General features: G+C 72.1%; 19 protein-coding genes. 3 read left to right on the top strand and 16 right to left on the bottom strand.

Annotation, left to right across the window (positions count from 1 at the left end):
• Positions 1–98: 98 nt before the first annotated feature.
• The 8 genes from lepB to proS form a co-directional block, all read right to left on the bottom strand.
• The gene (gene lepB / locus FGW37_RS23450; RefSeq protein WP_179082846.1) at positions 99–944 is read right to left on the bottom strand and encodes a signal peptidase I; all 846 of its coding nucleotides are present in this window, start codon (positions 942–944) and stop codon (positions 99–101) included.
• A gap of 45 nt (positions 945–989) precedes the next feature.
• Positions 990–1,340 (bottom strand): 50S ribosomal protein L19, encoded by a 351-nt coding sequence (gene rplS / locus FGW37_RS23445; protein WP_030369336.1) that lies wholly within the window; start codon positions 1,338–1,340, stop codon positions 990–992.
• 130 nt (positions 1,341–1,470) lie between these two features.
• Positions 1,471–2,280, bottom strand: coding sequence for a tRNA (guanosine(37)-N1)-methyltransferase TrmD (trmD, locus tag FGW37_RS23440; RefSeq protein ID WP_179082845.1), 810 nt, complete (start codon positions 2,278–2,280; stop codon positions 1,471–1,473).
• Positions 2,280–2,957, bottom strand: coding sequence for a ribosome maturation factor RimM (gene rimM, locus FGW37_RS23435; RefSeq protein WP_179082844.1), 678 nt, complete (start codon positions 2,955–2,957; stop codon positions 2,280–2,282). Before rimM ends, trmD begins: the two co-directional genes overlap by 1 nt.
• An 84-nt stretch (positions 2,958–3,041) precedes the next feature.
• Positions 3,042–3,281: an RNA-binding protein gene (locus FGW37_RS23430; RefSeq protein WP_020868149.1), complete on the bottom strand. Its 240-nt coding sequence runs from the start codon at positions 3,279–3,281 to the stop codon at positions 3,042–3,044.
• Between the two features lie 2 nt (positions 3,282–3,283).
• The gene (gene rpsP, locus FGW37_RS23425) at positions 3,284–3,718 is read right to left on the bottom strand and encodes a 30S ribosomal protein S16 (RefSeq protein ID WP_179082843.1); all 435 of its coding nucleotides are present in this window, start codon (positions 3,716–3,718) and stop codon (positions 3,284–3,286) included.
• A gap of 155 nt (positions 3,719–3,873) precedes the next feature.
• Positions 3,874–4,464, bottom strand: coding sequence for a hypothetical protein (locus FGW37_RS23420; protein ID WP_058046476.1), 591 nt, complete (start codon positions 4,462–4,464; stop codon positions 3,874–3,876).
• Between the two features lie 306 nt (positions 4,465–4,770).
• Positions 4,771–6,186, bottom strand: a complete 1,416-nt coding sequence (gene proS, locus FGW37_RS23415) for a proline--tRNA ligase (RefSeq protein WP_058046475.1) — start codon at positions 6,184–6,186, stop codon at positions 4,771–4,773.
• Positions 6,187–6,483: 297 nt separating this feature from the next.
• Here proS and FGW37_RS23410 point away from each other — a divergent pair, with 297 nt between their 5' ends.
• A complete protein-coding gene (locus tag FGW37_RS23410) occupies positions 6,484–7,305 on the top strand; it encodes a methyltransferase domain-containing protein (RefSeq protein ID WP_179082842.1) in 822 nt (273 codons plus the stop codon).
• Between the two features lie 115 nt (positions 7,306–7,420).
• On the opposite strand, the gene ffh is transcribed toward FGW37_RS23410, so the two are convergent.
• The 5 genes from ffh to nsdA all read right to left on the bottom strand — a co-directional run bounded on the left by ffh (position 7,421) and on the right by nsdA (position 14,987).
• Entirely contained in the window at positions 7,421–8,965 is a 1,545-nt protein-coding gene (gene ffh / locus FGW37_RS23405) for a signal recognition particle protein (protein WP_179082841.1), read from the bottom strand.
• A gap of 76 nt (positions 8,966–9,041) precedes the next feature.
• Positions 9,042–11,471: a [protein-PII] uridylyltransferase gene (locus FGW37_RS23400; RefSeq protein ID WP_179082840.1), complete on the bottom strand. Its 2,430-nt coding sequence runs from the start codon at positions 11,469–11,471 to the stop codon at positions 9,042–9,044.
• A gap of 31 nt (positions 11,472–11,502) precedes the next feature.
• On the bottom strand, positions 11,503–11,841 hold the full coding sequence (locus FGW37_RS23395; protein ID WP_058046471.1) for a P-II family nitrogen regulator: 339 nt from the start codon (positions 11,839–11,841) through the stop codon (positions 11,503–11,505).
• Entirely contained in the window at positions 11,838–13,193 is a 1,356-nt protein-coding gene (locus FGW37_RS23390) for an ammonium transporter (RefSeq protein WP_179082839.1), read from the bottom strand. The genes FGW37_RS23395 and FGW37_RS23390 overlap by 4 nt, the downstream gene beginning before the upstream one ends.
• A 303-nt stretch (positions 13,194–13,496) precedes the next feature.
• Positions 13,497–14,987, bottom strand: a complete 1,491-nt coding sequence (nsdA, locus tag FGW37_RS23385; RefSeq protein WP_179082838.1) for a transcriptional repressor NsdA — start codon at positions 14,985–14,987, stop codon at positions 13,497–13,499.
• Positions 14,988–15,461: 474 nt separating this feature from the next.
• Here nsdA and FGW37_RS23380 point away from each other — a divergent pair, with 474 nt between their 5' ends.
• Positions 15,462–16,139: a bifunctional DNA primase/polymerase gene (locus FGW37_RS23380; protein ID WP_179082837.1), complete on the top strand. Its 678-nt coding sequence runs from the start codon at positions 15,462–15,464 to the stop codon at positions 16,137–16,139.
• Between the two features lie 158 nt (positions 16,140–16,297).
• Here the strand turns inward: FGW37_RS23380 and ftsY are convergent, their stop codons facing one another.
• Positions 16,298–17,542, bottom strand: a complete 1,245-nt coding sequence (ftsY, locus tag FGW37_RS23375; protein WP_179082836.1) for a signal recognition particle-docking protein FtsY — start codon at positions 17,540–17,542, stop codon at positions 16,298–16,300.
• Between the two features lie 219 nt (positions 17,543–17,761).
• Between ftsY and FGW37_RS23370 the strand changes: the two genes are divergently transcribed.
• On the top strand, positions 17,762–19,246 hold the full coding sequence (locus FGW37_RS23370) for a purine-cytosine permease family protein (protein ID WP_179082835.1): 1,485 nt from the start codon (positions 17,762–17,764) through the stop codon (positions 19,244–19,246).
• A 667-nt stretch (positions 19,247–19,913) separates the two neighbouring features.
• Here FGW37_RS23370 and FGW37_RS23365 read toward each other — a convergent pair.
• Positions 19,914–21,332 carry a sugar porter family MFS transporter gene (locus FGW37_RS23365; RefSeq protein WP_179082834.1) on the bottom strand — a complete coding sequence of 473 codons (1,419 nt, stop codon included), beginning with the start codon at positions 21,330–21,332 and terminating at the stop codon, positions 19,914–19,916.
• 223 nt (positions 21,333–21,555) lie between these two features.
• Complete coding sequence (gene smc, locus FGW37_RS23360) at positions 21,556–25,188, bottom strand: chromosome segregation protein SMC (RefSeq protein ID WP_179082833.1); 3,633 nt, start codon at positions 25,186–25,188, stop codon at positions 21,556–21,558.
• Positions 25,189–25,405 lie beyond the last annotated feature (217 nt).

Genomic DNA, 25,405 nt, shown 5'->3' with positions numbered 1-25,405 from the left:
CCGCCTTCCGCCGCGCGGCGCGGCCGCCCGTGGCCGCGCCCGCCTCCAGTGCTCCCGCATCCGCCGGGCCAGCGGGGCCCGGCAGCGTGCGCCCCCTGCTACCCACCCGGCCTCCCGCCCCGTCCGGCGGGCTTCCCCGTGTGCCCGGCGGAGGCGTCGGCGCCCGGCACGCGCGCGTAGACGTCGGGACGCTTCAGTTCGGTCATCCGCCCGAACGGCCAGCCGATCCAGTCGGCCCGCCCGACGACCCTGCTCACCGGCACCATGCCGCCGCCGGGCTCCCCCAGGTGATCACGGGAGTCGCGGGAGTCGCCCCGGTGGTCGCCCATCACCCACAGCTTGCCCTCGGGGACCACGACGTCGAACGGCACGCGCGAAGGCACGTCGCCCGGGTAGAGGAAGCCCTCGTCCACCGGGTGACCGTTGATCTGCAGCCGGCCGCGCGCGTCGCAACAGGTGACTCTGTCGCCCCCGACGCCCACCACGCGCTTGATGTAGACGGTCGCCGCGGGCCCCATGAGGCCGACGGACGAGGCCCCCTTGCGGATCAGCGCCGCCGCCGGGTTCTCCGCCGGCACGTCGTGGAGGAAGGAGTCGGTGCCGTCGAAGACCACCACGTCGCCCCGCTCCGGCTTGTCCCCGAAGCTGTAGGCGAGCTTGTTGACGAGCACCCGGTCGCCCACCCGGAGCGTGTTCTCCATCGACCCGCTGGGGATCAGGAAGGGCTGCATCACATAGCTGCTGAGCAGCAGCAGGAAGACCAGGCAGAGCGTCAGCAGCACCCCCGCACGGCGCAGCGGGCCGCCGCCCCGCAGCCACGCCCGGGCGGCCTTGGCCCATGCGGCCGGGGAGGCGGGGAAACGCGAGGAGCGCGACCCCTGCTCCACGCCCTCTGCGGGGCGGGGAGAGCGGTCGCGCTCCGAAAGCTGTACGTCGGTGTCCATCGAGCCGAAAGCCTATCCGGCCAGGCGCGGACGCCGGACGGAAGCTCAGTTGTCGCGCTTCTCCTTGATCTTCGCGGCCTTGCCGCGGAGCTCACGGAGGTAGTACAGCTTGGCGCGACGGACGTCACCGCGGGTGACGAGCTCGACCTTCTCGAAGATCGGGCTGTGCACCGGGAAGGTGCGCTCGACGCCGACGGAGAACGAGACCTTGCGGACCGTGAAGGTCTCGCTGATGCCCGCACCCTGGCGGCGGATGACGACACCCTTGAACTGCTGGATACGGGAGCGGTTGCCCTCGATGACGCGGACGTGGACGTTCACGGTGTCGCCGGGGCGGAAGGCCGGGACGTCGGTGCGCAGCGACGCAGCGTTGACGTTGTCGAGCAGGGAGGACATGTTCGTCTGCTTCCTCGCCGATGCCACAGGTCATCAGCGGAATTCGTACTGAAGTGGGGATGGTGCCGGAACACCGGGCGAGCGTCGTTCCCCCTGTGGCAGGGGCGCACGCCGGGCGTAAGGCAACGGCTTATTCTTCCACGTCCGGGGCCACTCGCCCAAATCGGCCGTCGGGGCCGGGGCCCCAGCCCAGGATCGAGAGGATCTCGCGGTCCTTCTTGTCGAAGGCGGCAGGGTCCGCGCGCTCGATCAGATCGGGACGGTTGCGCACCGTGCGCCGGAACGCCTCGTCGCGGCGCCACCGGGCGATCTTGCCGTGGTGGCCGCTGAGCAGGACGTCGGGGATGCCGCGGCCGCGCCACTCCGGGGGCTTGGTGTAGACGGGGCCCTCGAGGAGGTCGGCCATGGCGCCCGGGGCGAAGGAGTCGTCGCGATGCGACTCGGCGTTGCCGAGCACGCCGGGGAGCAGCCGCGCGATGGCCTCGACCATGACGAGGACGGGGGCCTCGCCGCCGGCCAGCACGTAGTCGCCGATGGACACCTCGCGGACGTCGAGGCGGTCGCCGTACTCCTCGATGACGCGGCGGTCGATGCCCTCGTAGCGGGCGGGGGTGAAGACCAGCCACGGCTTCTCGGAGAGCTCGACCGCAAGTTCCTGGGTGAAGGGCCGGCCGCTGGGCGTCGGGACGACGATCATGGGCCGCCCCTCGCCCGACTCGATGATCGAGTCGAGGGCCTCGCCCCAGGGCTCCGGCTTCATGACCATGCCGGGGCCGCCGCCGTAGGGGGTGTCGTCGACGGTGTTGTGCTTGTCGTGCGCCCACGCGCGCAGGTCGTGCACCCGGACGTCGAGCCGGCCCCGCGCCCGCGCCTTGCCGACGAGTGAGACGTTCAGCGGCTCGAGGTACTCGGGGAAGATCGTGACGATGTCGAGGCGCATCAGGCGTCGCCCCGCTCGGAGCCGTTCTCAGAGCCGTTCCGGCCGCCGTTAACGGAGCTGTCCACGGAACCGGCCGGGGAGCCCTGCCCCGCCTCATGCCCCGCCTCGTGCCCCGCCTCGTGCCCCGCCTCGTGCCCCGCCTCACGCGTCGAAGCGATCTCCGCCTCGTCGGTGTCGATCAAGCCCCGCGGCGGATCGATGACGGCGCGCTGCTCGTCGAGGTCGATCTCCGTGACGATCTCGGAGACGAAGGGGATCATCACCTCGGCCCCGTCGGGCCGCTCCACGATGAAGAGGTCCTGCGAGGGCAGGTGGGAGATCTCGGTGATCCGGCCGATGACGGTGCCGTCGACCGTGACGACCTCCAGGTCCATCAGCTGGTGGTCGTAGAACTCCTCCGGGTCGTCCGGGGTCTCCTCCGGGTCCACCTCGGCGATGAGGAGGATGTTACGGAGCGCCTCCGCGGCAGTGCGGTCACCCACGCCCGCGAAGCGCAGCAGGAGCCGCCCGCTGTGCACGCGGCCGGACTCGATGGTCAGCGGCCCCGCGGCGGCGGGGTCCGTGGCCAGGACGGCGCCGGGGCCGAGCCGGAGCTCGGGCTCGTCCGTGCGCACCTCAACCGTGACCTCGCCCCGGATGCCGTGGGCGCGGCCGATCCTGCCGACTACGAGCTGCATGTTTCCTTCTCTGCTCTCCGTACGCGACAACGGGCCGGGAAGGGCCCAAGCCCTTCCCGGCCCGTGCCGGTGCTCAACCGCTTCTCAGCGGACCTGATCCACGTCGACGAGGTCGACGCGGATGCCACGGCCGCCGATGGCGCCCACGACGGTGCGCAGGGCACGCGCGGTGCGGCCGTTGCGGCCGATCACCTTGCCGAGGTCGTCCGGGTGAACCCGGACCTCCAGCACGCGCCCGCGGCGCAGGTTGCGCGAAGCGACCTGCACTTCGTCGGGGTTGTCGACGATGCCCTTCACGAGGTGCTCAAGGGCCTCCTCGAGCATCCTCAGGCCTCGGTCGACTCAGCGGACTCGGCCTCAGCGGCCTCGTCCTTCTTCTCCGACTTCTTCGCCTTCGGGGTGATGGCCTCACCCTTCGTCTCGCCCGCGGCGCTCACGACGGCGTCGAAGAGACCGCTGTGGTCCTTCTTCGGCTCGGCGACGAGCATCGGGGCCGGGGCCGGCAGGCCCTTGAACTTCTGCCAGTCGCCGGTGACCTTGAGGATGGCCATGACGGGCTCGGTCGGCTGCGCGCCGACACCCAGCCAGTACTGGACACGCTCGGAGTCGACCTCGATGCGCGAGGGGTTCTGCACCGGGTGGTACAGACCGATCTCCTCGATGGCCCGGCCGTCACGGCGGGTACGGGAGTCGGCGATGACGATGCGGTAGTGAGGCGAACGGATCTTGCCCAGACGCTTCAGCTTGATCTTGACTGCCACGGAAGTGGTGTCTCCTGGTCTTGACGTGGTTGGGCACAACGAGATGCCACGTGGGGTTGCGGTACTCGGATGCCCGATGGACGCGCCAGCCGGAGGAGAGAGGGGTCCTATGCGACTGTCGAGTACAGCGTCCCATTGTGCCACACCCCTCCAGGTCAGCCGACCGTGACCGCCTCGGGAATCCGGAAGGGCTGCCCGCAGCCGCCGCACATGATCGGCGCCTGGGCGAGCACGGAGGGCACGACCCGCACGTTCCGGCCGCAGTCGCACACCGCCTTGACCCGTACCCCGCCGCCGGACGAGCCGTGCCGCGCCGCCGGCCCGCGGAACGTCCGCGAGGTGTCGGCGGTGGTGGCGACCGTGTGCGCCTTGAGGGCGCGCTGCAGTCTGTCGATGGTGGGACGGTAGCGCTTGCGCGCCTCCGGGTTGAGCACGACCAGAGAGAAGCCGCTGCTGGGATGCGGATCCTCACTGTGGTCGAGTCCGAGCTCCTCGGCGATCGCCAGGAACCGGCGATTGTGGTAGCGGCCTGCGCGGGAGGTGTCACGGACACCGCGGGCGGCCGCGATGCCGTGCACTGCCTCGTGCAGCAGCCGTTCGAAGGAGAGCTCGGCGCCGCATGCGGACGACGACTCCCCGATCAGCGATTCGGGCGCGGCAAGATCTGGCAGCTCGGGGTGGTGCCGCTGAATATCGGCCCACGCCTGCGCCAGCTCTGCGGCGAGAACAGGTGGTGTCGTGCTCACGTCGTGACAACGAGCAGGGACGGCCCGGTGTTCCGATACCGGGCCATCCCAAATAATTTGCACGTACCAGTCAGTTTCACGCTCATGCGTCCCGACGAGGGCGGGTGCGCAGATCTATGGAGAAGCCGCGCACCCGTTCGCAACCCGGGACGTACTGACTCATCAGTAAGCGCGCACCGGGGGGCGTGCGCCCCTACGGACAGCGGGGCGCCCGAAGGCGCCCCGCGGAGCGTGAACGACGGCGGCGGCGCGGCGGGGCTTGTCGCCCCGCCGTGCCGCACGGGGCGAGGCCCCGTGCGCGGCGCCCTAGTAGGCGCGCGCCACGATCGCGATCGTGCCCGGGGCGTCGTCCGCCTCCGGCACCGAGCCGTCCTCGGCCACCAGGCAGCGCACGGACACGGCCTGCTCGGCCAGCTTGGCCTCGCCCTCCGGGCCCAGGTCGGCCCAGCGGATCCGCGCCCAGCCGCCGGCCACGGCGGCCTCGGCGGCCTCCTCGATCGTCGTCACGTCGGTCGTACGGGCCTCGCGGCGCTCGCGCGACTGGCTCAGCAGCAGCGCCTGGTCCTCCTCGAGGACCTTCGGCAGCAGCCCGACGAGCTCCTCGAGACGGACCGGCTCCTTGCCGCCCGGGATACGGCGGGCCAGCATCGCGGTGCCGTTCTCCAGGTCGCGCGGGCCGACCTCGATGCGCACCGGGACGCCCTTGAGCTCCCAGTCCACGGCGCGGCGGCCGAACGGCGTGTCGGTGCGGTCGTCGACCTGCACCCGGATCCCGGCGGCCTTCAGCTGGTCGCCGATCTCGCGCACCTTGGCGATGACGGCGTCGTCGCCCTTGATCGCGAGGACGACGGCCTGGACCGGCGCCAGGCGCGGCGGCACGCGCAGGCCGCTGTCGTCACCGTGCGACATGATCAGACCGCCCACCATGCGGGTGGAGACGCCCCAGGACGTCTGCCACACCAGCTCCTGGTGGCCGTCCTTGGACAGGTACGAGGTGTTGAAGGCCTTGGCGAAGTTCTGGCCCAGCTCGTGGCTGGTGCCCATCTGCAGCGCCTTGCCGTCGCCCATCATGCCCTCGAGGGTGAGGGTGTTGATCGCGCCCGCGAAGCGCTCCTTGGCCGTCTTGCGGCCCAGGACGACGTCGATGCCCAGAACGTTGACCATGAAGTCGTAGTAGACGTCGCGGTGGATGCGGGCGGCGTAATCGCGCGCGTCCTCGTATGTGGCGTGCGCCGTGTGGCCCTCCTGCCAGAGGAACTCGCTCGTGCGCAGGAAGACGCGCGGGCGCATCTCCCAACGAACCACGTTGGCCCACTGGTTGATCAGCAGGGGCAGGTCGCGGTAGCTCTGCACCCACTTGGAGAAGTACTCGTTGATGATCGTCTCGGAGGTGGGCCGGACGACGACCGGCTCCTCCAGCTCCTTGCCGCCGCCGTGCGTGACGACCGCGAGCTCGGGGGCGAAGCCCTCGACGTGCTCGGCCTCGCGGGTCAGGTACGACTGCGGGATGAAGAGGGGGAAGTAAGCGTTGGAGGCGCCCGCGTCCTTGATGCGCGCGTCCATCTCCTGCTGCATGCGCTCCCAGAGCCCGTACCCGTACGGTCGGATGACCATGGTGCCGCGCACCGGGCCGTTGTCGGCCAGCTCGGCCTTGTTGATCAAGTCCTGGTACCAGCGCGGGAAGTCGTCCGCCTGGGGGGTGAGAATGGGAGCCTTTGCCATGGTGCGAATGGTACGGGGCCGATCCGTCGGAGCGTGAATCCGCTCCCCTCGCCCCGCCCCGCGCCTTTCGTACGCCGCCCCCGGCGGGTCTGCGCCCCCTTGCGGCGCCCGTGCGGATGCGCCCGGCACATGCCATCGTGGGCGTACGGGAACGTGCCGGCGCCTTCCACTGGACTCGGGAACCGATGAGCAGTTCCCTGGCACAAGGGGGTGCTTTCTCCAGCAGTGCGCACGGCAGTACACGGGGGGCGGCGGATCGGGCATGCACACGTCTCTCGGCGGATTGGGGCGCTTTCCATGACACCTACGCTCGTACGGCGGCACCGGCCGTCCTCTTCGTCGCCCGAGTCGCGGGCCCGCGACTGGGCGGAAATCCAGGAACGGATGCTGGTGCCGCTCTACGAAGCGGTGTACGAGCGCCTGGAGGTCGGCTCCGGCACCAGGCTGCTCAGCCTGGGCTGCGGCTCCGGCCTGGCCCTGCTCATGGCGGCGTCCCGCGGCGCCGCGGTCTCCGGAGTGGACCCGGACGGGCGCCGGCTCGCCCTCGCCCGCGAGCGGCTGCTGCCCGAGGGCGCAGGCGCCGCGCGCCTGGGGCACGGGGCCCCCGAGAGCGTCGTGGACGCCGGTTCCCCGGCCTTCAATCTCGTCACCGCCTTCGACCCGCTGTACTGCGCGGGCGGCAGTGCTCAGGGCATGGCCACGGCGCTGGCCCGGGCCGCCTCGTGCGCGGAGCGGGGCGCCCCCGTGGTGCTGGCCGGCTGGGGCCCCCAGGAGCGCTGCGCGGCGTCGGGGGCGCTTCGAGTCGCGGCCCGGCTCGCGGACCCCATGTGCGCGCCGGCGCGCTGGCGGCCGTGCGGCCGCGACGACCTGGAGAACCTGGCCCAGCAGGCCGGGCTCCGGCCGGACGGCTCGGGACGCGTGGCGTGCCCCTATGGCTATGCCGACATGGGCAGCGCCGTGCGCGGCATGCTCTCCACCGGCGCCTTCGACGCGGCCGTCCGCGCCACCGACGAGGAGCAGGTCGTCAAGGAGCTCTCCGAGGCGCTCCACCCTTACCTGCGCCGTGACGGCACGGTGTGGATGCCCAATGTCTTCCGCTATCTGATAGCCCGCGCCTAGCACTGCATGCATGCGACAGCCCCCCGCGGCCTGCTCGGCCGCGGGGGGCTGTGACGTACTGCGCGGGGCGGGCGCCGCGGGGGCGCGCCGCACGGGGCCTTCCGGGACCGTTGGGTCAGCCCATGAACTTCTTGAACTCGTCCGGCAGTTCGAAGTCCTTCGCGTCCTGGCCCGCGGGCAGGCCCAGGGCGCCGCCCGCATGCTGCTCGCGGCGCGCGGCCGCGGCCTGCTCCTCGGCCTTGCGCTTCATCGGGTTGCCGCTCTGGCGCTTGCCCTTGGCCTGCTTCTGCTGCTTCTTCTTGCGGCCGGCGCCGCCGCCCATGCCCGGCAGACCCGGCATGCCCGGCATGCCGCCGCCCTGCGCCATGCGCGACATCATCTTGCGGGCGTCGAAGAACCGCTCCACCAGGTTCTTGACGGCGCTGACGTCCACGCCCGAACCCTTGGCGATGCGGGCCCGGCGCGAGCCGTTGATGATCGTCGGGTCCTGGCGCTCGCCCGGGGTCATCGACTTGATGATCGCGGCGGTGCGGTCGACGTCGCGCTCGTCCAGGTTGTTGATCTGGTCCTTGATCTGCCCCATGCCCGGCAGCATGCCGAGGAGCTTGCTGATGGAGCCCATCTTGCGGACCTGCTCCATCTGCGACAGGAAGTCGTCGAGCGTGAACTCCTTGGGGCCCTTCGCCAGCTTGGCCGCCATCTTCTCGGCCTCGTCCTGGCTGAAGGTCTGCTCGGCCTTCTCGATCAGGCTGAGCATGTCGCCCATGCCCAGGATGCGGGACGCCATGCGGTCCGGGTGGAACGCATCGAAGTCGTCCAGCTTCTCGCCGTTGGAGGCGAACATGACCTGCTTGCCGGTGACGTGCGCAACCGACAGGGCGGCACCGCCGCGGGCGTCGCCGTCGAGCTTGGAGAGCACCACGCCGTCGAAGCCGACGCCGTCGCGGAAGGCCTCGGCGGTGTTGACCGCGTCCTGACCGATCATGGCGTCGACGACGAAGAGGGTCTCGTCCGGCGAGACCGCATCGCGGATGTCGGCGGCCTGCTGCATCATCTCGGCGTCGATGCCGAGGCGGCCGGCGGTGTCGACGATGACGATGTCGTACTGCTTGGTGCGGGCGAACTCGATCGAGTCCTTGGCGACCTGGACGGGGTCACCCACGCCGTTGCCCGGCTGCGGCGCGTACACGCCGACGCCGGCGCGCTCGGCGACGACGCTGAGCTGGTTCACGGCGTTGGGGCGCTGGAGGTCACAGGCGACGAGCAGCGGGCTGTGCCCCTGGCCCTTCAGCCAGCGGCCGAGCTTGCCGGCGAGCGTCGTCTTACCGGCACCCTGGAGACCGGCGAGCATGATGACGGTCGGCGCGGTCTTGGCGAAGCGCAGGCGCCGGGTCTCGCCGCCGAGGATGCCGATGAGCTCCTCGTTGACGATCTTGATGACCTGCTGGGCGGGGTTGAGGGCCTGCGAGACCTCGGCGCCGAGCGCCCGCTCCTTGACCTGCTTGATGAACGAACGGACGACGGGCAGGGCCACGTCCGCCTCGAGCAGGGCGATACGGATCTCGCGCGCGGTGGCGTCGATGTCCGCCTCGGAGAGGCGGCCCTTGCCCCGGAGGTTCTTGAAAGTCGCTGCGAGGCGGTCGGAGAGGGTATCGAACACGGTGGTCGCGGATCCTTCTTGTTGAGTGTCAAGTCGGCGGCTGACCCCCAAGGGTATCCGCACCCTCCCGGTGCGGTCAGCCGCCCAGCGCCTCCTCCGTCGTGCGGGCAACCGCGGAGGCCGCACGGGGCGTGAGCGCGGCCCCGTCCGGGGCCGTCACGTAGAACGCATCCACCGCACTCGCCCCGAGCGTGCTCACACGGGCACTGCGCACCCACACCCCCGCCTCGTCCAGGGCCCGCCCGATGCGGTGCAGGAGGCCGGGCTCGTCCTGGGCGCGCACCTCCAGGACCGTGGCCCCGTGCGAGGCGGCCGCGGCGACGGTCACGCTCGGCGGGGCGTGCACCACGCCCCGCCGGCGCCTGCTGTACGCGGCCTCGCGCTCTGCCAGACGGCCCGGGACGTCGAGGGAGCCGTCCAGGGCGCGCACGAGGTCGTTGCGCAGGCGGGCGGCCTCGGGCGGGGCGCCGTACTCGGCCGCCACCCGCCAGCTCAGCAGCAGCGCCCCGTCCATGGCGCGCAGGTCCGCGGCCCGCACCGTCAGCCGGTGCAGCGCCAGGACGCCGGCGGCCGCGGGCAGGACGCCGGGCTGGTCGGGGACGGCGATCCGCAGCTCCATGCCGACCGGGGCCGGGGCGCCGTCCTCCGACGGCACCGTGCCCTCCGGGCGGGGCTCCAGGGTGAGCGCCGGTCCGCCCGTACGGAGGGCCTCGCGGGCCAGCCGGAGCGCCTCCGGGTCGGGCGGGCCCGGCGCACGGGGCCCCTCCTCCGCACCGCCCGCGAGGGCCGCCGTGGCACGGCGGACGAGGTCCGCGACGAGCGATGCCCGCCAGGCGCTCCATGCGGCGGGCCCCGTGGCGAGGGCGTCGGCCTCGGTGAGGGCGTGCAGGAGCTCCAGCGTGGCCGTGTCCGTCACGGCGTCGGTGACCGTCCGGACGGTGGCCGGGTCGGTGAGGTCGCGCCGGGTGGCGGTGTCGATGAGCAGCAGGTGGTGCCGGACGAGCGTGGCCAGGACGTCGGTGTCGGCGGTGCCGAAGCCGATCCGGCGGGCGATGCCGCGCGCGAGGGCCTCGCCCGTGACGGAGTGGTCGCCGGGCAGGCCCTTGCCGATGTCGTGCAGTAAGGCGGCGACGAGAAGGAGGTCCGGGCGCCCCACGCGGCGCGTGAGGGCGGCGGCCCGTACGGCGGTCTCGACGAGGTGCCGGTCGACGGTCCAGCGGTGGACGGCGTTGCGCTGGGGGCGGCAGCGCACGTGCTCCCATTCGGGCAGCAGCCGGGAGACGAGCCCCTCGGCTTCGAGGGCCTCCCAGACGGGCACGGTGGGCGGCCCCGCGCCCAGGAGGGTCACGAGCTGCTCGCGGGCGTCGGCCGGCCAGGGCTGCGGCATGGGGCCCGCGGAGGCCGCGAGGCGGCGCACCGCATGGGGCGACAACGGCAGGCCGGCCTGGGCCGCCGCCGCGGCAGCGCGCAGCGCCAGCACGGGGTCGCGCTCGGGCCGCGCGGTGCGGGCCAGCACGGCCTCGCCCTCCTGTTCCACGACACCGTCGGCGAGGGAGAGCCGCTCGACCTCGACGAAACCGCCACGCCCCCCGCGGCCGCCCAGGATGCGGCGCAGCCGGGGCCGCGTGGAGCGGGCGCGCAGGACCCGGCCGACCTCACGCCAGGTGACGTCCGCGGCGTAGGAGACCGTACGGGCGGCCTCGTACACCCCGTGCAGGAGGCGGTCGGCGTCGGTGAGGCCGAGGGCCGCGGCGACCTGGTCCTGCTCCTGGAGGGCGAGCCGGTCGGTGGCGCGCCCGGTGGTGAGGTGGAGGGCGTCGCGGACGTCGAGGAGATGCGTGCGGGCGCGTTCGAGCCCTGCACGGGGCGCGTCGGCGAGCCATGAGGCGGCGACGGCGCGCAGGGCGGTGGCGTCACGGAGGCCGCCCCGTGCCTCCTTGAGGTCGGGTTCGAGGAGGAAGCGGAGTTCGCCCTGGTGCCGGGTGCGCTCCTCGCCGAGCTCGCGCAGCTCGGCGAGGCGGGCGGGGGCCTGGGCGCGCCAGTCGGCGTAGGCGGTGGTGCGCAGTGCGGCGGTGAGCTGTTCGTCGCCGGCGAGGTGGCGGGCGTCGAGGAGGCCGAGGTGGACCTTGAGGTCGCCGGCGGCGGTGCGGCGGGCCTCTGCGGGGGTGCGTACGGAGTGGTCGAGGGCGAGCCCCATGTCCCAGACGGGGTACCAGACGCGGTCGGCGATGGCCGCGATCTTGGAGATGTCCGCGGTGCCGTCGTGCAGGAGGAGGACGTCGAGGTCGCTGCGGGGCGACAGTTCGCCCCGCCCGTAGCCGCCGACGGCGACGAGGGCGACGCCCCGGGTCTCGCCGAGCAGGGCGCCGAGCCACTGGTCGGTGAGGCGGGCGAGGGCGGCGCGGCGCGGCGGCCCGGTGAGCGCCCCCTGGTGCAGGAGGCGCAGCCGGGCCGCCGCGTAGCCGCTGGGTTCCGAGTCGGCGGGGCGGGTCTGCGGGTCGGTCAACTCGGCTCCCTTCACGGCGGGCTGGCGGGGGTCAGAGGGCGTCGGGGCCGCGCTCGCCGGTGCGTACGCGGACGACGGTCTCGACGGGGACGACCCAGACCTTGCCGTCACCGATCTTGCCGGTGTGGGCCTTCTTGAGGATGACGTCGATGACGTCCTCGGCGTCGTCGTCCTCGACGAGGACCTCGATGCGGGCCTTGGGGAGGAGGTCGACGCGGTACTCGGCGCCGCGGTAGACCTCGGTGTGGCCGCGCTGTCGGCCGTAGCCGCTGGCTTCGCTGACGGTCAGGCCCTGGACCCCGAAGGTCTGGAGGGCCTCCCTGATCTCGTCGACGCGGAAGGGCTTGACGATCGCGGTGATGAGCTTCATGCGTCCACCTTCTTGTTCTTCGGAGCGGCGGCCTGCTCCTGGTCGGCCCGCTCCCGATCAGCCCGCTCCCGGCCGACCTGCTCCCGGTCGGCCTGCTCGGGGGCCGCAGCCGGCCGGTGAAGGGCGGGCGCGGCGGTGCGGGTGACGGCACCGACGCCGGTGTGGTCGTAGGCGGTCTCGGCGTGGAAGGCCTGGTCGATGCCGCTGATCTCGTCGTCCTCGGCGGCCCGGAAGCCGATGGTCTTGTCCACGAGCTTGGCCAGCAGCCAGGAGACGGCGAACGAGTAGGCCATGACGGAGAAGGCGCCGGCGGCCTGGCGGCCGAGCTGCGTGATGCCGCCGACCCCATCGGTGGCGAGGAGGCCGACGAGGAGGGTGCCGATGACGCCGCCCACGAGGTGGACGCCGACGACGTCGAGGGAGTCGTCGAAGCCGAGCTTGAACTTCAGGCCGACCGCCCAGGAGCAGACCGCGCCGGCGACGACGCCGATGAGGAGGGCACCGAAGGCGTTGACCGCGGCACCGGAGGGCGTGATGGCGACGAGGCCCGCGACGGCGCCGGAGGCGGCGCCCAGGGTCGTGAAGGCGCCGTGCCGGATGCGCTCGTAGGCGAGCCAGCCGAGCATGGCGGCGGCGGTGGCGACCTGGGTGTTCATGGCCATGTTGGCGGCGGCGCCGTTGGCGGCGAGCGCGGAGCCGGCGTTGAAGCCGAACCAGCCGAACCACAGCAGGCCCGTCCCGAGCACCACCAGGGGCAGGCTGTGCGGGCGCATGGGGTCCTTCTTGAAGCCGATGCGCTTGCCGACGACGAGGACCGCGGCGAGGGCGCCGACGCCCGCGTTGATGTGGACGGCGGTGCCGCCCGCGAAGTCGATCACCTTCAGCTTGAACAGCCAGCCGTCGGCCTGCCAGACCCAGTGGGCGACGGGGAAGTAGACGACCGACACCCAGAGGGTGATGAACAGGGCCCAGGCGCTGAACTTCACGCGGTCGGCGAGCGCCCCGCTCATCAGCGCCGGAGTGATCACGGCGAACATCAACTGGAAGAGGGCGAAGGCGAAGACGGGAATGCCTTCCTTGCCTCCGGTCAGGGTCTCGGGGCCGATGCCCTTGAAGCCGATGTGGCCGAGATCGCCGAGCAGTCCTGCGCCGACGTCGTCGCCGAAGGCGAGCGAATAGCCGAAGAGCACCCACAGGACGGTGACGATGCCGAGCGAGATGAACGACATCATCAGCATGTTCAGGGCACTCTTGACCCGCACCATGCCGCCGTAGAAGAAAGCCAGCCCCGGTGTCATCAGCATCACGAGTGCGGCACTGATCAATACGAATGCGGTATCCGCGCCATTCATGGTCGGTGTCTCCTCGAAGCGGCGGCCCGAGCGGGCCGGTTTTCGCCATGAGGTTGGCGCAGCGGGATTTCAGCCGATGCAGCTGGTTGTTTCGCCGCAGTGACGAAGAAGGCGGGAGTGTTACGCCCGGGTGAATCGGCCGGGGCGAGCGGGTGATCACCGCTAACCTTCGCCGCCCCTGCGCCACTCGTGCCGGCGCACGGGGCCGGCCGCGACGTCCGCCCGGTGTGACCTGGCGTGGGGGAGCCGAGTCGGGCTGTTCGGGGGGAGCGTCGCGGCCGGGTACGGGGGCCGGGTGGTGGGTCAGACCGCTTGGACGGCTTCCACCGATTCCGGCAGGTGGACGGTGATCTGTTCGGTGAGGGCGACGACTTCGGCGACGTCCCCGAAATCACGCGCGGCATTGTCGACGGTCTTGCGGAGCCGGTTGTTGACCCGCTCCGAACGCACCTGCTTGGCGATCTTGAGGGCCTTGCCGGCGAGGACCGTGGACTGCTCGGGCTCGCCCTCCATCAGATGGACGGTGGCCATGCCGATGAGGTTGAGCGCATACGAACGGTGGTGCTCGGTGTCCTGCGCGAAGAGCTCGACGGCACGCTCCATCTTGGGGCGGGCGAGGGAGGCGTACGTGGGGCTGCGGCCGGCCACGTAGGCGAGGTCGCGGTAGGAATGGGCGTTCTCCGCGTTGAGCTCGGCCTCGGAGAAGAAGCGGATCCAGTCGGGATCGCCGTCGCCGGAGGAGCAGTCGGAGAAGCAGTCCTCCGCCATATTGACCGCGCGCTTGCACTTGGAGGGCTGCCCCATGTTGGCGTACGCGCGGGCCTCGACGGCGTACAGCATCGCCTGGGTGCGCGCGGTGGCCGTCTCGCGGGAGCCGTACTGGCCGAGCTGGATGAGCTCCAGGGCGTCGTCCGGGCGGCCGAGGTGGATCATCTGGCGGCCCATGCTGGAGAGGATGTACGCGCCGAGGGGGCGATCGCCCGCTTCCTTGGCGGCGTGGAGCGCCAGGACGAAGTACTTCTGGGCGGTGGGGTGCAGGCCGATGTCGTAGCTCATCCAGCCTGCGAGCTCGGCCAGTTCGGCGGCGGCCCGGAACAGTCTCTTGGAGGTGGCCTCGGGCTGGGGCTCCTGGAGGAGGTCGGTGACCTCGTGGAGCTGGCCGACGACGGCCTTGCGGCGCAGACCGCCGCCGCACTGGGCGTCCCACTGGCGGAACATCATGGTGGTCGACTCGAGGAGGTCGAGCTCGGGGCCGGAGAGGCGGCCCGCGCGCGGGGTGCGGTCCTGCCCGGCGCCGGAGCCGTCTCTGCCCGCGGCGCCGGGGGCCAGCCAGCGCTGCATGGGCTCGATGAGCGCGGGCCCGGCGGACAGGGCGAGCGAGGCGCCGAGGAAGCCGCGCCGCGCGAGCATCAGGTCACTGCGGGAGAACTCACTGATCAGCTCAACGGTCTGCGGGCCCGCCCAGGGCAGGTCGACGCCGGAGACGGACGGGGACTGATGGGCGGAGCGCAGACCGATGTCCTCGATGCCGACGACGCAGCCGAAGCGCTCGGAGAACAGCTCGGAGAGGATCTTCGGGATGGGCTCGCGCGGCTGCTCGCCGTCGAGCCAGCGGCGCACGCGCGAGGTGTCCGTGCTGATGTGGTGGGCCCCCAACTGCCGCGCCCTGCGGTTGACCTGCCGCGCGAGCTCGCCCTTGGACCATCCGCTGCGCAGGAACCAGGAACCCAACTGCTCGTTGGGGCGCTTGTCAGCCTTCTCGGCACCGCCGGTGCCGCTGCCGTTGCCGCCCACCTGGAAGCCCCCATCCCGAACTCTGCCGTCTGTGCGTGAACCGTGTGAACCACGCACAGCTTGCCGCTTTTTGCGGCGGCCCGTGCGGCGATGCACCCCCGGGCCGCGAAGAATTCCGGCCGGGCGACGAGACGGTTCATGCCTCCGGCATACCCACCGGTGGGGCACATCTCCCATGGGTTCGTGCACCGAAAGTAATCCTACGATCACGGCTGACGCGAGAGCAGTCCAGTAAACGCCACCATTCGCCACCCCAAGGAATGAACTCAACCGCACCTCCACGCGATTGACTTGACACAGGACGATCAGGGAGGGCCCAGGGACAGAGTGGATCGATGCGCGCCCCGGCGCATGGTCGGCACCGCACTACCCGTCGCACATCGTCGCGCCGCCGCCGGAAGGGATTCGGCAACGGTCCGTGTTCGAGACACTCCGACTCGTAACCATCCGCGAGCACGACCCGTTGGAGGGGGCATGGGCTTCACAATCGGCGGCATCCGGGACCTGCGCTCGAGCTCTCGGCGCCGCGGACGCGCGTACGAGTGCGTCACGACGGTGGCTGAGTACACCGGACTGTGGGGGTGGGATGTGGTGCCCGGCGCCCGCGCCTCCCGCAGCGGTCGCCCGGCCGGCGCGGTCTGCTCGTGCGGTGCCGACGACTGCCCCTCCCCCGGCGCACACCCGCTCTCCTTCGCCCCACGCGTGCCCGCGGGCGCCACGCTGGACGCGGCGGCGGCCGCATGGGCCGAGGTGCCGGGGGCGGCCGTGCTGCTGCCCGTCGGCCGCTCCTTCGACGCCCTGGAGGTCGCCGAGGCGGCCGGGCGGCACGCCCTGGCCCGGCTGGAGCGCATGGGGCTGCCGCTCGGCCCCGTGGCCCTCACGCCGCACGGCCGGGCGCTGTTCTTCGTCGCCCCCGGCGCCGCCGGCGAGCTCCCCCAGCTGCTCTACCGCATGGGCTGGGACGACGCCCGGCTCGACCTGCGCTGCCTGGGCCCCGGGGAGCACGTCACCGCACCGCCCTCGGACTACGCCGGCCTCGGCCCCATGCGCTGGCTCCGCCCGCCCACGCTGGACACCGCGGGCCGCCCCCCGCACGCCCGGCTGCTCCTCGGCACCCTCGCCTATGTGTGCCACCGGTCGGCGGCGTCCTGAGCCCCGGCGGCCTTCCGGCCGGGCCCCACGCGAAAGGGCCCCTTCCGCAGCTGCACCTGCGGAGGGGCCCTTTCTCGCCCGGATGCCGCCCGCCCGGCCGCTGGAGCCCCCCGGGGCGCTCCAGCAGGGCCGGCCGTTGCGGACGGGTGTACGGCGCGTCAGTCGCCGATGAGCGCGTCGACGAACGCCTCGGGCTCGAACGGCGCGAGGTCGTCCGCCCCCTCGCCCAGGCCGACGAGCTTCACGGGCACGCCCAGCTCGCGCTGGACGGCCACGACGATGCCGCCCTTGGCGGTGCCGTCGAGCTTGGTGAGGACGATGCCGGTGATGTTGACGACCTCGGCGAAGACGCGCGCCTGCACGAGGCCGTTCTGACCGGTGGTGGCGTCCAGGACGAGCAGCACCTCGTCGACCGAGCCGTGCTTCTCGAGGACCCGCTTGACCTTGCCGAGCTCGTCCATGAGGCCGGTCTTGGTGTGCAGGCGGCCGGCGGTGTCGACCAGGACGACGTCGGCGTTCTCGGCGATGCCCTCCTTGACGGCGTCGAAGGCGATCGACGCCGGGTCGCCGCCCTCGGGCCCGCGGACCGTGCGGGCGCCGACGCGCTCGCCCCAGGTCTGCAGCTGGTCGGCCGCAGCCGCACGGAAGGTGTCGGCGGCGCCGAGGACGACGGACTTGCCGTCGGCGACGAGCACGCGCGCGAGCTTGCCCGTGGTGGTGGTCTTACCGGTGCCGTTGACGCCGACGACCATGACGACGCCGGGCTTCTCCTCGCCGTTCACACCCACGCCGGGCTCGGTGTGGACACTGCGGTCGGCGTCGGTGCCGATGAGGGCCAGCAGCTCCTCACGGAGCAGGGCGCGCAGCTCCTCGGGGGTGCGGGTACCGAGCACCTTCACGCGCTCGCGCAAGCGCTCGACGAGCTCCTGCGTGGGGGCGACGCCGACGTCGGCGGTCAGCAGGGTGTCCTCGATCTCCTCCCACGTGTCCTCGTCGAGGTGCTCGCGGGACAGCAGGGTCAGCAGACCCTTGCCGAGGGAGTTCTGGGAACGCGAGAGACGGGTGCGCAGCCGCACGAGGCGGCCGGCGGTGGGCTCGGGCACCTCGACCGCGGGCGCGGCGGGCGCCTCGGGCTCGGCCGGGGCGGCGGACGCCTCGGCGGGGGCTTCGGCGGCCGGCGCCTCGGGGGCCGGGAGCTCGACCTCCTCCACGGTCCGGCGCGGCTCGGCGCTGGGGGTCTCGGCCTCCTCGCCGACGTGGGGCTCGGCGGGCGGCGCGGTGACGGACGGGCTGCTCGGCGGGGCCGGGGGCAGCTGCTTCTTCTTACGGCTGCTGACCACGAGCCCGCTGATCGCGCCGAGCGCGACCACAGCGATGACTACAGCAAGGATGACGATTTCCATAACGCCCCCAGTATCGGACACCGCGGCACCGAGAGGCGGCCTCGCCGGTGACGTCGCCGGTGACGTGCGCCTTTGGAGATTACGACAAGGACCAATGGCACTAAAAGCCTAAACTTGGAGCAAAGTACGATGGCGTGGGGCTGTGCGACGCGCGTAGAGTCCCCAAAGACCTTTTCTGCCCGGCTTCCCGCCCCGCTTCACCCGCACGGAGCCCCCCACATGGACAACGCGTCCAACCTGTCCACCGCCGAATCCGGCGGCGCGATAGAGACCCGCGGCATCGAGCCCGTTCCGGATCACGAGCGACACGGCCGGGTCCGTGAGCTCGTCCCGACCTGGGTCGCCGCCAACATCAGCGTGCTGCTGCTCACCATGGGCGCGGCCCTGGTGGTCTTCAACGAACTGAACTTCTGGCAGGTCCTGATCGTCGCCGCCTGCGCCGCGCTCGCGTCGTTCGGCATGGTCGGCGTCCTGTCGGTCTCCGGAAAGTGGGGCGGCGCGCCCGGCGCGATGCTCTCCCGCGCGACGTTCGGCGTCCGCGGCAACCTCTTCCCCGGCGCGATCCTGTGGGTCGCCCGCTTCGGCTGGGAGACGATCAACGCGGTCACCGGTGCCTACGCGGTGCTGACCGTTCTCGACCTGCTCCTCGGCGTTAAGAGCAACACCCCGCTGATCGTCATCACGCTCTTCGCCTTCGTCGCCTGCACGTTCCTCGTGAGCGGCATGGGGCGCAAGGCGCTGAACGTGTGCAACAAGTGGTCGACGTACCTCTTCGGTGTCTTCAGCGTCCTGGTGCTGGTCTACCTGATCGCCAACATCAAGTGGGACGAGGTCTTCTCGAAGCCGGCCGGCACCACCGCGATGATGATCGCCGGCATCGGCACCATCGCCGCCGGCGGCATCAGCTGGGTCCCCACCGGCCCCGACTTCGCGCGCTACCTGCCGCACGCCGCGTCCGGTAGGAAGATCGTCGGTGCCACGGTCTCCGGTGCGGGCGTCGTGATGGTCCCCATGGTCCTGATGGGCGCCGTCATGGCCGTCGCCACCCCGGGCCTGGCCGACGCCCCGGACCCGGTCTCCTTCCTCGGCGACATCCTGCCGACCTGGCTGGCCGTGCCGTACCTGATCACCGCCATCGTCGGCATGCTGCTGATCAACAGCCTCTCGATGTACTCGGCCGGCTTCACCGCCCAAACCATGGGCGTGAAGCTGCCCCGCGCCATGGCCGTCAGCATCAACGCCGTGATCTCGCTGGTCGGCGGTCTGCTGCTGATGCTGGTCGCGAAGAGCTTCCTCAGCTCCTTCATCACCTTCCTGATCCTGCTCGCGGTCTCCTTCTCCGCCTGGATCGGCGTCTACACGGTCGACATGGCGCGCCGCAAGGCCCGCGCCGTGCGCTACGACGCGGAGGCGCTGATGGACACCGGCCGCACCAGCCGCTACTGGTACGTGGGCGGCTTCTGCTGGCAGGCGATGACGGCCTGGACCGTCGCGCTGGCCGCGGGTATGTGCTTCACCAAGTGCGACTGGTTCACCGGCCCGCTGGCCTCGACGTTCGTCGGCAAGTACGGGCTGGGCTGGGCCGCCACGATCGCCATCTCGGCGCTGATCATGGCCGTGCTGCCGGTGCCGCGTGAGGTTGCCGCGGCGGACGCCGCGGGTGCCGTCGTCGGCGACGAGGAGCGCGTGAAGGTCGGCGCCTGACGCGCCGCCGCCGCTTGCTGAACGCGGGTGCCCCCACCGTCCTGACGGTGGGGGCACCCGCGTTTTCACCTCGCGGCGAGCGACCTCGGCTCGCTCCGCGCCGGGGCTGAGCGCCGCGGGGCGGGCGGGGCGGCGCACGGCCGGCCTCAGCTCTGCGGCCAAGCGCCGCGGCGGTGGGAGGCAGCGGCGCAGTGGGGCCGCGGGGGGCCGGAAGCCGGCAGGAGGCACGGGGCAACAGCCCGATGCGGCAGCCGACACGGCACCGCCGGACATCGTCGTCGTGGCTGAGCGCCACGGCGGCGGGAGGGGTTGGCGACGGCCGGGATGCGGACGGGGCGCCCCCCCCCGCATCAACGGCCAGTTGGTCAGGCCGATACGCCCTACTGCACGCCGGTACGGGACCACCCGGTCTCAGTCTCGTGGCCGAGCGCAGCAGCAGGAGCCCCATGGGGCGCGTCCCGTGGTCACAGCGCGACGCGCAGTAGGCCCGGCTCGTACGGGACCGGCGGTCTCCGCCGTACGGCTCGGCGCCTCGCGCCCCGGGCATGGGGCCGTGCGCCCCACCACGCCACCGCCCCCCGCTCGTCGCCGTACGCAAAACAGGACGCTGCCCCGGCTCGTCGGTGAGCCGGGGCAGCGTCCTGTTGAGGAGAGGGCGGCGGGGGGGTTAGCCCATCTCCTCCAACGCCTTGCCCTTCGTCTCCTTGACGTACTTGAGCACGAAGGGGATCGAGAGCACGGCGAAGAACGCGTAGATGACGTACGTACCGGAGAGGTTCCAGTCCGACAGGCTCGGGAAGCTCGCGGTGATGACCCAGTTGGCCACCCACTGGGCGGAGGCGGCGACGCCGAGTGCCGCGGCGCGGATGCGGTTGGGGAACATCTCGCCGAGGAAGACCCAGACCACGACGCCCCACGAGAGTGCGAAGAAGAGGACGAAGGCGTGCGCCGCGACGAGGGCGACCGTGCCCTGCGTGGTCGGCAGGGAGCCGTCGGCGGCCTGCGCGGAGAAGGCCCAGGCTTCGAGGGCGAGGGAGAGGGCCATACCGGCCGAACCGACGATGGCGAGCGGCTTGCGGCCGACGCGGTCGACGAAGATCATCGCGATCACGGTGCCGACGATGTTGATGATCGACGTCGTGAAGGAGTACAGGAAGGAGTCGCTCGGGTCGATGCCGACGGACTGCCAGAGGGTGGCCGAGTAGTAGAAGGCCACGTTGATGCCGACGAGCTGCTGGAAGACCGACAGGCCGATGCCGACCCAGACGATGGGCAGGAGGCCCGCCTTGCCGCCGAGGAGGTCCTTGAAGGTGGACTTCTCCTCGCTGTGCATCGCGAGCTCGATCTCGGCCACGCGCTTGTCGAGGTCAACGGTGTGGCCCTCGACGTCGGCCAGCACGCTCTTCGCCTTGTCGACCTTGCCGACGGAGATCAGGAAGCGGGGCGACTCGGGGATCGCGAAGGAGAGCAGGCCGTAGAGGACGGCCGGGACGACCATGACGCCGAGCATCAGCTGCCAGGCCTCGATGCCCATGAGGTGACCGCGCTGGTCGCCGTCGGCGAGGTTGAGGATGCCCCAGTTGACGAGCTGCGAGACGGCGATGCCGACGACGATCGCGGCCTGCTGGAAGGAGCCGAGGCGGCCGCGGTAGGCGGGCGGCGAGACCTCGGCGATGTACGCCGGGCCGATGACCGAGGCCATACCGATGGCGATGCCGCCGAGGACGCGCCAGAAGGCGAGGTCCCACAGGGCGAACGGCAGGGCCGAGCCGACGGCGCTGATCGTGAAGAGCGTCGCGGATATCTGCATGACGCGGATGCGGCCGATGCGGTCCGCGAGCCGGCCCGCGGTGGCGGCGCCGATCGCGCAGCCGATGAGGGCGATGGCGATGACCTGGGCCAGGGCGGCGGAGCCGACGTCGTACTTCCCGCGAATGCCCTCGACGGCGCCGTTGATCACGGAGCTGTCGTAGCCGAAGAGAAAGCCACCCATGGCCGCGGCCGCGGTGATGAAGATGACATGGCCGAGGTGGTCCGGCTGGGCCTTGCGGCCCTCGGACCCCTGCGCCGTCGCAGTGCTGGTCAACGTGTACTCCTGAGGCCCGGCGGCACTGCCGGGCGTGGGGGCTGGCCCTTCAAGTGGGGCACAGGACTTGGGGGGCCACCACTTGAAGGTATTAGCAACGCTGCAGACCCTATGTCTTCATTTTCTTAAGTCAATAGGTCGTAACCAAGAAGTTTCCAGGAGGCTTCTCACGCGTTGAGTTCAACACTTGAAGAAGTGAAGGCGTTACCGCGCGATTACAAGATCAACGCAGTCGCTGACTGATCACCTTCGAGACGCCGTCACCCTGCATGGAGACGCCGTAGAGCGCGTCGGCGACCTCCATCGTCCGCTTCTGGTGCGTGATCACGATCAGCTGCGAGCTTTCCTGGAGCTCCTTCATGATCCCGATCAGCCGCTGGAGGTTGGTGTCGTCCAGCGCCGCCTCGACCTCGTCCATCACGTAGAACGGGCTCGGCCGCGCCTTGAAGATCGCGACCAGCAGCGCCACCGCGGTCAGCGAGCGCTCCCCGCCCGACAGCAGCGACAGGCGCTTGACCTTCTTGCCCGGCGGCCGCGCCTCGACGTCCACGCCGGTGGCCAGCATGTCGTCCGGGTCGGTGAGGACGAGCCGCCCCTCGCCGCCGGGGAAGAGGCGGGAGAAGACGCCTTCGAACTCCCGGGCCGTGTCCCGGTACGCCTCCGTGAAGACCTCTTCGACGCGCTTGTCGACGTCCTTGACGACCTGAAGCAGGTCGCTGCGGGTCTTCTTGAGGTCCTCCAGCTGCTCGGAGAGGAACTTGTGCCGCTCCTCCAGCGCCGCGAACTCCTCCAGCGCCAGCGGATTGACCTTGCCCAGCTGCTGATAGGCGCGCTCGGCGGCACGGAGCCGCTTCTCCTGCTCCGCCCGTACGTACCGCACGGGGCGGTTCCTGGGGTGCTCCGGGTCCTCCGGCAGCTCCTCGCCCTCGGCCGGCGGGGACGGCGGTACGGGCTGGTCCGGCCCGTACTCCGCGACCAGGCCCGCGGGTTCGACGCCGAGCTCCTCCAGGGCCCTGGCCTCCAGCTGCTCGATGCGCAGCCGCTTCTCCGCCCCGAGCACCTCGCCCTTGTGCACCGTGTCGGTGAGCTTGTCCAGCTCGCTCTTCAGCTCGCGGCCCCGGTTGCGTTCGGCCGCCAGCTCGCGCTCCCGGGCGCCCTTCGCCTCCTCGGCGCTCCGCTTCTCCTCGTCGGCGCGCACGAGGGAGACCTCGACGTGCGCGAGGAGCTGCCGGGCCCCCGACGCGACGGCCGCGGCGACGCGGGCCTCGTGCTGCAGCCTGGCGCGGCGCCGCTCCGCACGGGCCCGCGCCTCGCGCTCGGCACGGGCCGCCCGGTCCAGGCCGTCCGCCCGTCCCGCGAGGGCCTTGACGCGCTCCTCGTGCGTACGGACCTGGAGGCGCGCCTCCATCTCGGTCTGCCGGGCGTTGGCGCCGTCCGCGGCGAGCCGGTCCCGTACGGAGGTGTCGGGCTCCCCGTCGCCCTCGGCCGGGGCGGACTCCTCGGCGACGGCCAGGCGCTCGGCCAGCTCCTCGGCCTCCTCGCCGGCCCGCGCGAGGGCTTCCTCTGCACGGGCCACGGCCGCGGCCGTCCGCCCGGCCTCGTCGGCCGCCGCGCGCGCCTGCCCGGAGAGCCGCCCGAGGGCCTGGGCGACCTGGGACTTCTCCCGGTCGGCCGCGCTGCGCACGGAGGCCAGTTCCTCTACGCGGGCGGCGCACTCCGCGCGCCGTGCGGCCGCGGCGTGCTGGGCCGCCTGCAGGCCGTCGCACCGTGCGTCCAGGTCGGCCAGTTCGGCGGTGGCCTCGTCGACGGCGGCCTGGACCTCCAGGAGGCTCGGCGCGCCTCCGGAGCCGCCCTGCGCGAAGTGGGCCCCGAGCAGGTCGCCCTCGGCGGTGACGGCGACGGCTCCGGGCCGTTCGCCGACCAGTTCCTCGGCGTCCTCCAGCGTCGGGACGACCACGACGTCGCGCAGGAGCACGCGCACGGCATCGAGGACGGGGGCGGGCCCGTCGACGAGTTCGAGGGCGGGGCGGGGTCCGCATGAGGCGGGGCGGGAGCCGCATGAGGCGGTGTTCACTCCGCCCCGTGCGGGCGGCTGCACGGGGCCCGCCGCGGAGGCCGCCGCCGCGCCGCGCTCCAGGCCCCGCGCCACGACGAGCGCCGCCCGCCCCGCGTCCTGCTTGCGCAGCAGCCGCAGTGCCTCGGCCGCCGTGGCGGTGTCGGTGACGGCGAGTGCGTCAGCCGCGGCGCCCAGGGCCGCCGCGACGGGCAGTTCGTAGCCGGGGGAGACGGTCAGCAGCTCGGCCGCCGGGCCCAGCAGCCCGGACAAACGATCCTGCGCCGCCAGCAGCGCCCCCGTGCCGTCCTTGCGGCGCAGGCCCAGGGCGAGCGCGTCGCGGCGTGCGCCGGTCGCCGCGCGGCGGCGCTCGGTGGCGGTGGCCTCCTCGCGCGCCTCGGTCAGCGCGGCCTCCGCGGCGGCGAGTTCCTGCTTGGCGGCCTCGTGCCGGCCGGCCAGCTCGGCATCCCCCGCGTCGAGCCCCTCGACCTCGGCCTGCTGTCGCTCGTACTCCTCCTGGGCGGCGGCCGCCCGCTCCCGGGCCTCGTCACGGGCGGCGGCCAGCCGGTCGATCTCGGCCTGCGCGGAGGCCGCCCGGCCGCGAGCGGCGGTGACGCGGCCCTGAAGCCGGGCGAGCTCCTCACGGTGGTCGGCGATGGCGCGGGCGGCGTCACGCAGGCGGCGCTCTTCGTCCGCCAGCTGCCGCTCCAGGGCCGCACGGTGCTCGGTGGTGTCCTCCAGGGCCCGGCTCGCCGCCTCCAGGGCGGCCTCCAGTTCGGCTTCCTGCTCGCGGACGCGGGCCGCCTCGCGCTCCAGGTCCTCCGGTTCGCGGCCGCGCCGCTCCTCGGCGGGGGCGGAGGTGGCGCTGGTGACACGGGCATCGGCGAGCCCGATCGTGCCGCGCACGCGCTCGGCGAGGCGCGAGAGCTCGTACCAGTTCTGCTGGGCGGCGGCCAGGCGCGGTGCGAGCGTGCGCACCTGCTCCTCCAGGGCCGCTTCACGCTGCAGGGCGGCCTTCAGCTCGGCCTCGGCGCCGTCCTTGCGGGCCTTGAGGGCGGCCTCGTCGGCGAGCTCGGCCCGCAGCGCCTCCCGGAGGGTGACGAGGTCGTCGGCGAGAAGCCGCAGGCGGGCGTCGCGCAGATCGGCCTGGATGACGGCGGCACGGCGCGCGACGGCCGCCTGCCGGCCGAGCGGCTTGAGCTGCCTGCGGAGCTCGTCGGTGAGGTCCTGGACGCGGGCGAGGTTCGCGCGCATCGCATCGAGCTTCCGCAGCGCCTTCTCCTTGCGCTTGCGGTGCTTGAGGACGCCCGCGGCCTCCTCGATGAAGGCGCGGCGGCCCGCGGGGTCGGCGTGCAGCACGGAGTCGAGCTGGCCCTGGCCGACGATGACGTGCATCTCGCGGCCGATGCCGGAGTCCGAGAGCAGTTCCTGGATGTCGAGGAGCCGGCAGGTGTCGCCGTTGAGCTGGTACTCGCTGCCGCCGTTGCGGAACATGATCCGCGTGATGGTGACCTCGGAGTAGTCGATCGGCAGGGCTCCGTCGGAGTTGTCGATCGTGAGGGAGACCTCGGCGCGGCCCAGCGGCGGGCGGCCGGTCGTCCCGGCGAAGATCACGTCTTCCATCTTGCCGCCGCGCAGGGACTTGGCCCCCTGCTCGCCCATGACCCAGGACAGGGCGTCGACGACATTGGACTTGCCGGAGCCGTTGGGCCCCACGACGCAGGTGATCCCGGGCTCGAAGCGCAGGGTCGTCGCGGAGGCGAAGGATTTGAACCCCCGCAGGGTCAGGCTCTTGAGGTGCACGCGGTAGGACTCTACCGGCCGGGCCTCTCCCGGGACCGCCCCGGACGGCATGCTGGCGTGCCGCGCCCTTCAATTGGTTTCACCTGGGAAGGGGCAGGGCACATCAGTCGTTAAGGACGCACCGAAAAGTGGGAAAAAATAGCCGCAATCACTGGGAATCACCGCGACGATACGATGATCGGAAATGACGAAGGGACGCCGAAGCGTCCCTTGCAAC

Origin of the sequence: Streptomyces rectiverticillatus, assembly GCF_013394065.1 — a bacterium.
GTDB classification, from domain to species: domain Bacteria; phylum Actinomycetota; class Actinomycetes; order Streptomycetales; family Streptomycetaceae; genus Streptomyces; species Streptomyces rectiverticillatus.
The sequence above is the reverse complement of the archived record's forward strand: the minus strand, read 5'-3'. Positions and strand labels throughout refer to the sequence as shown.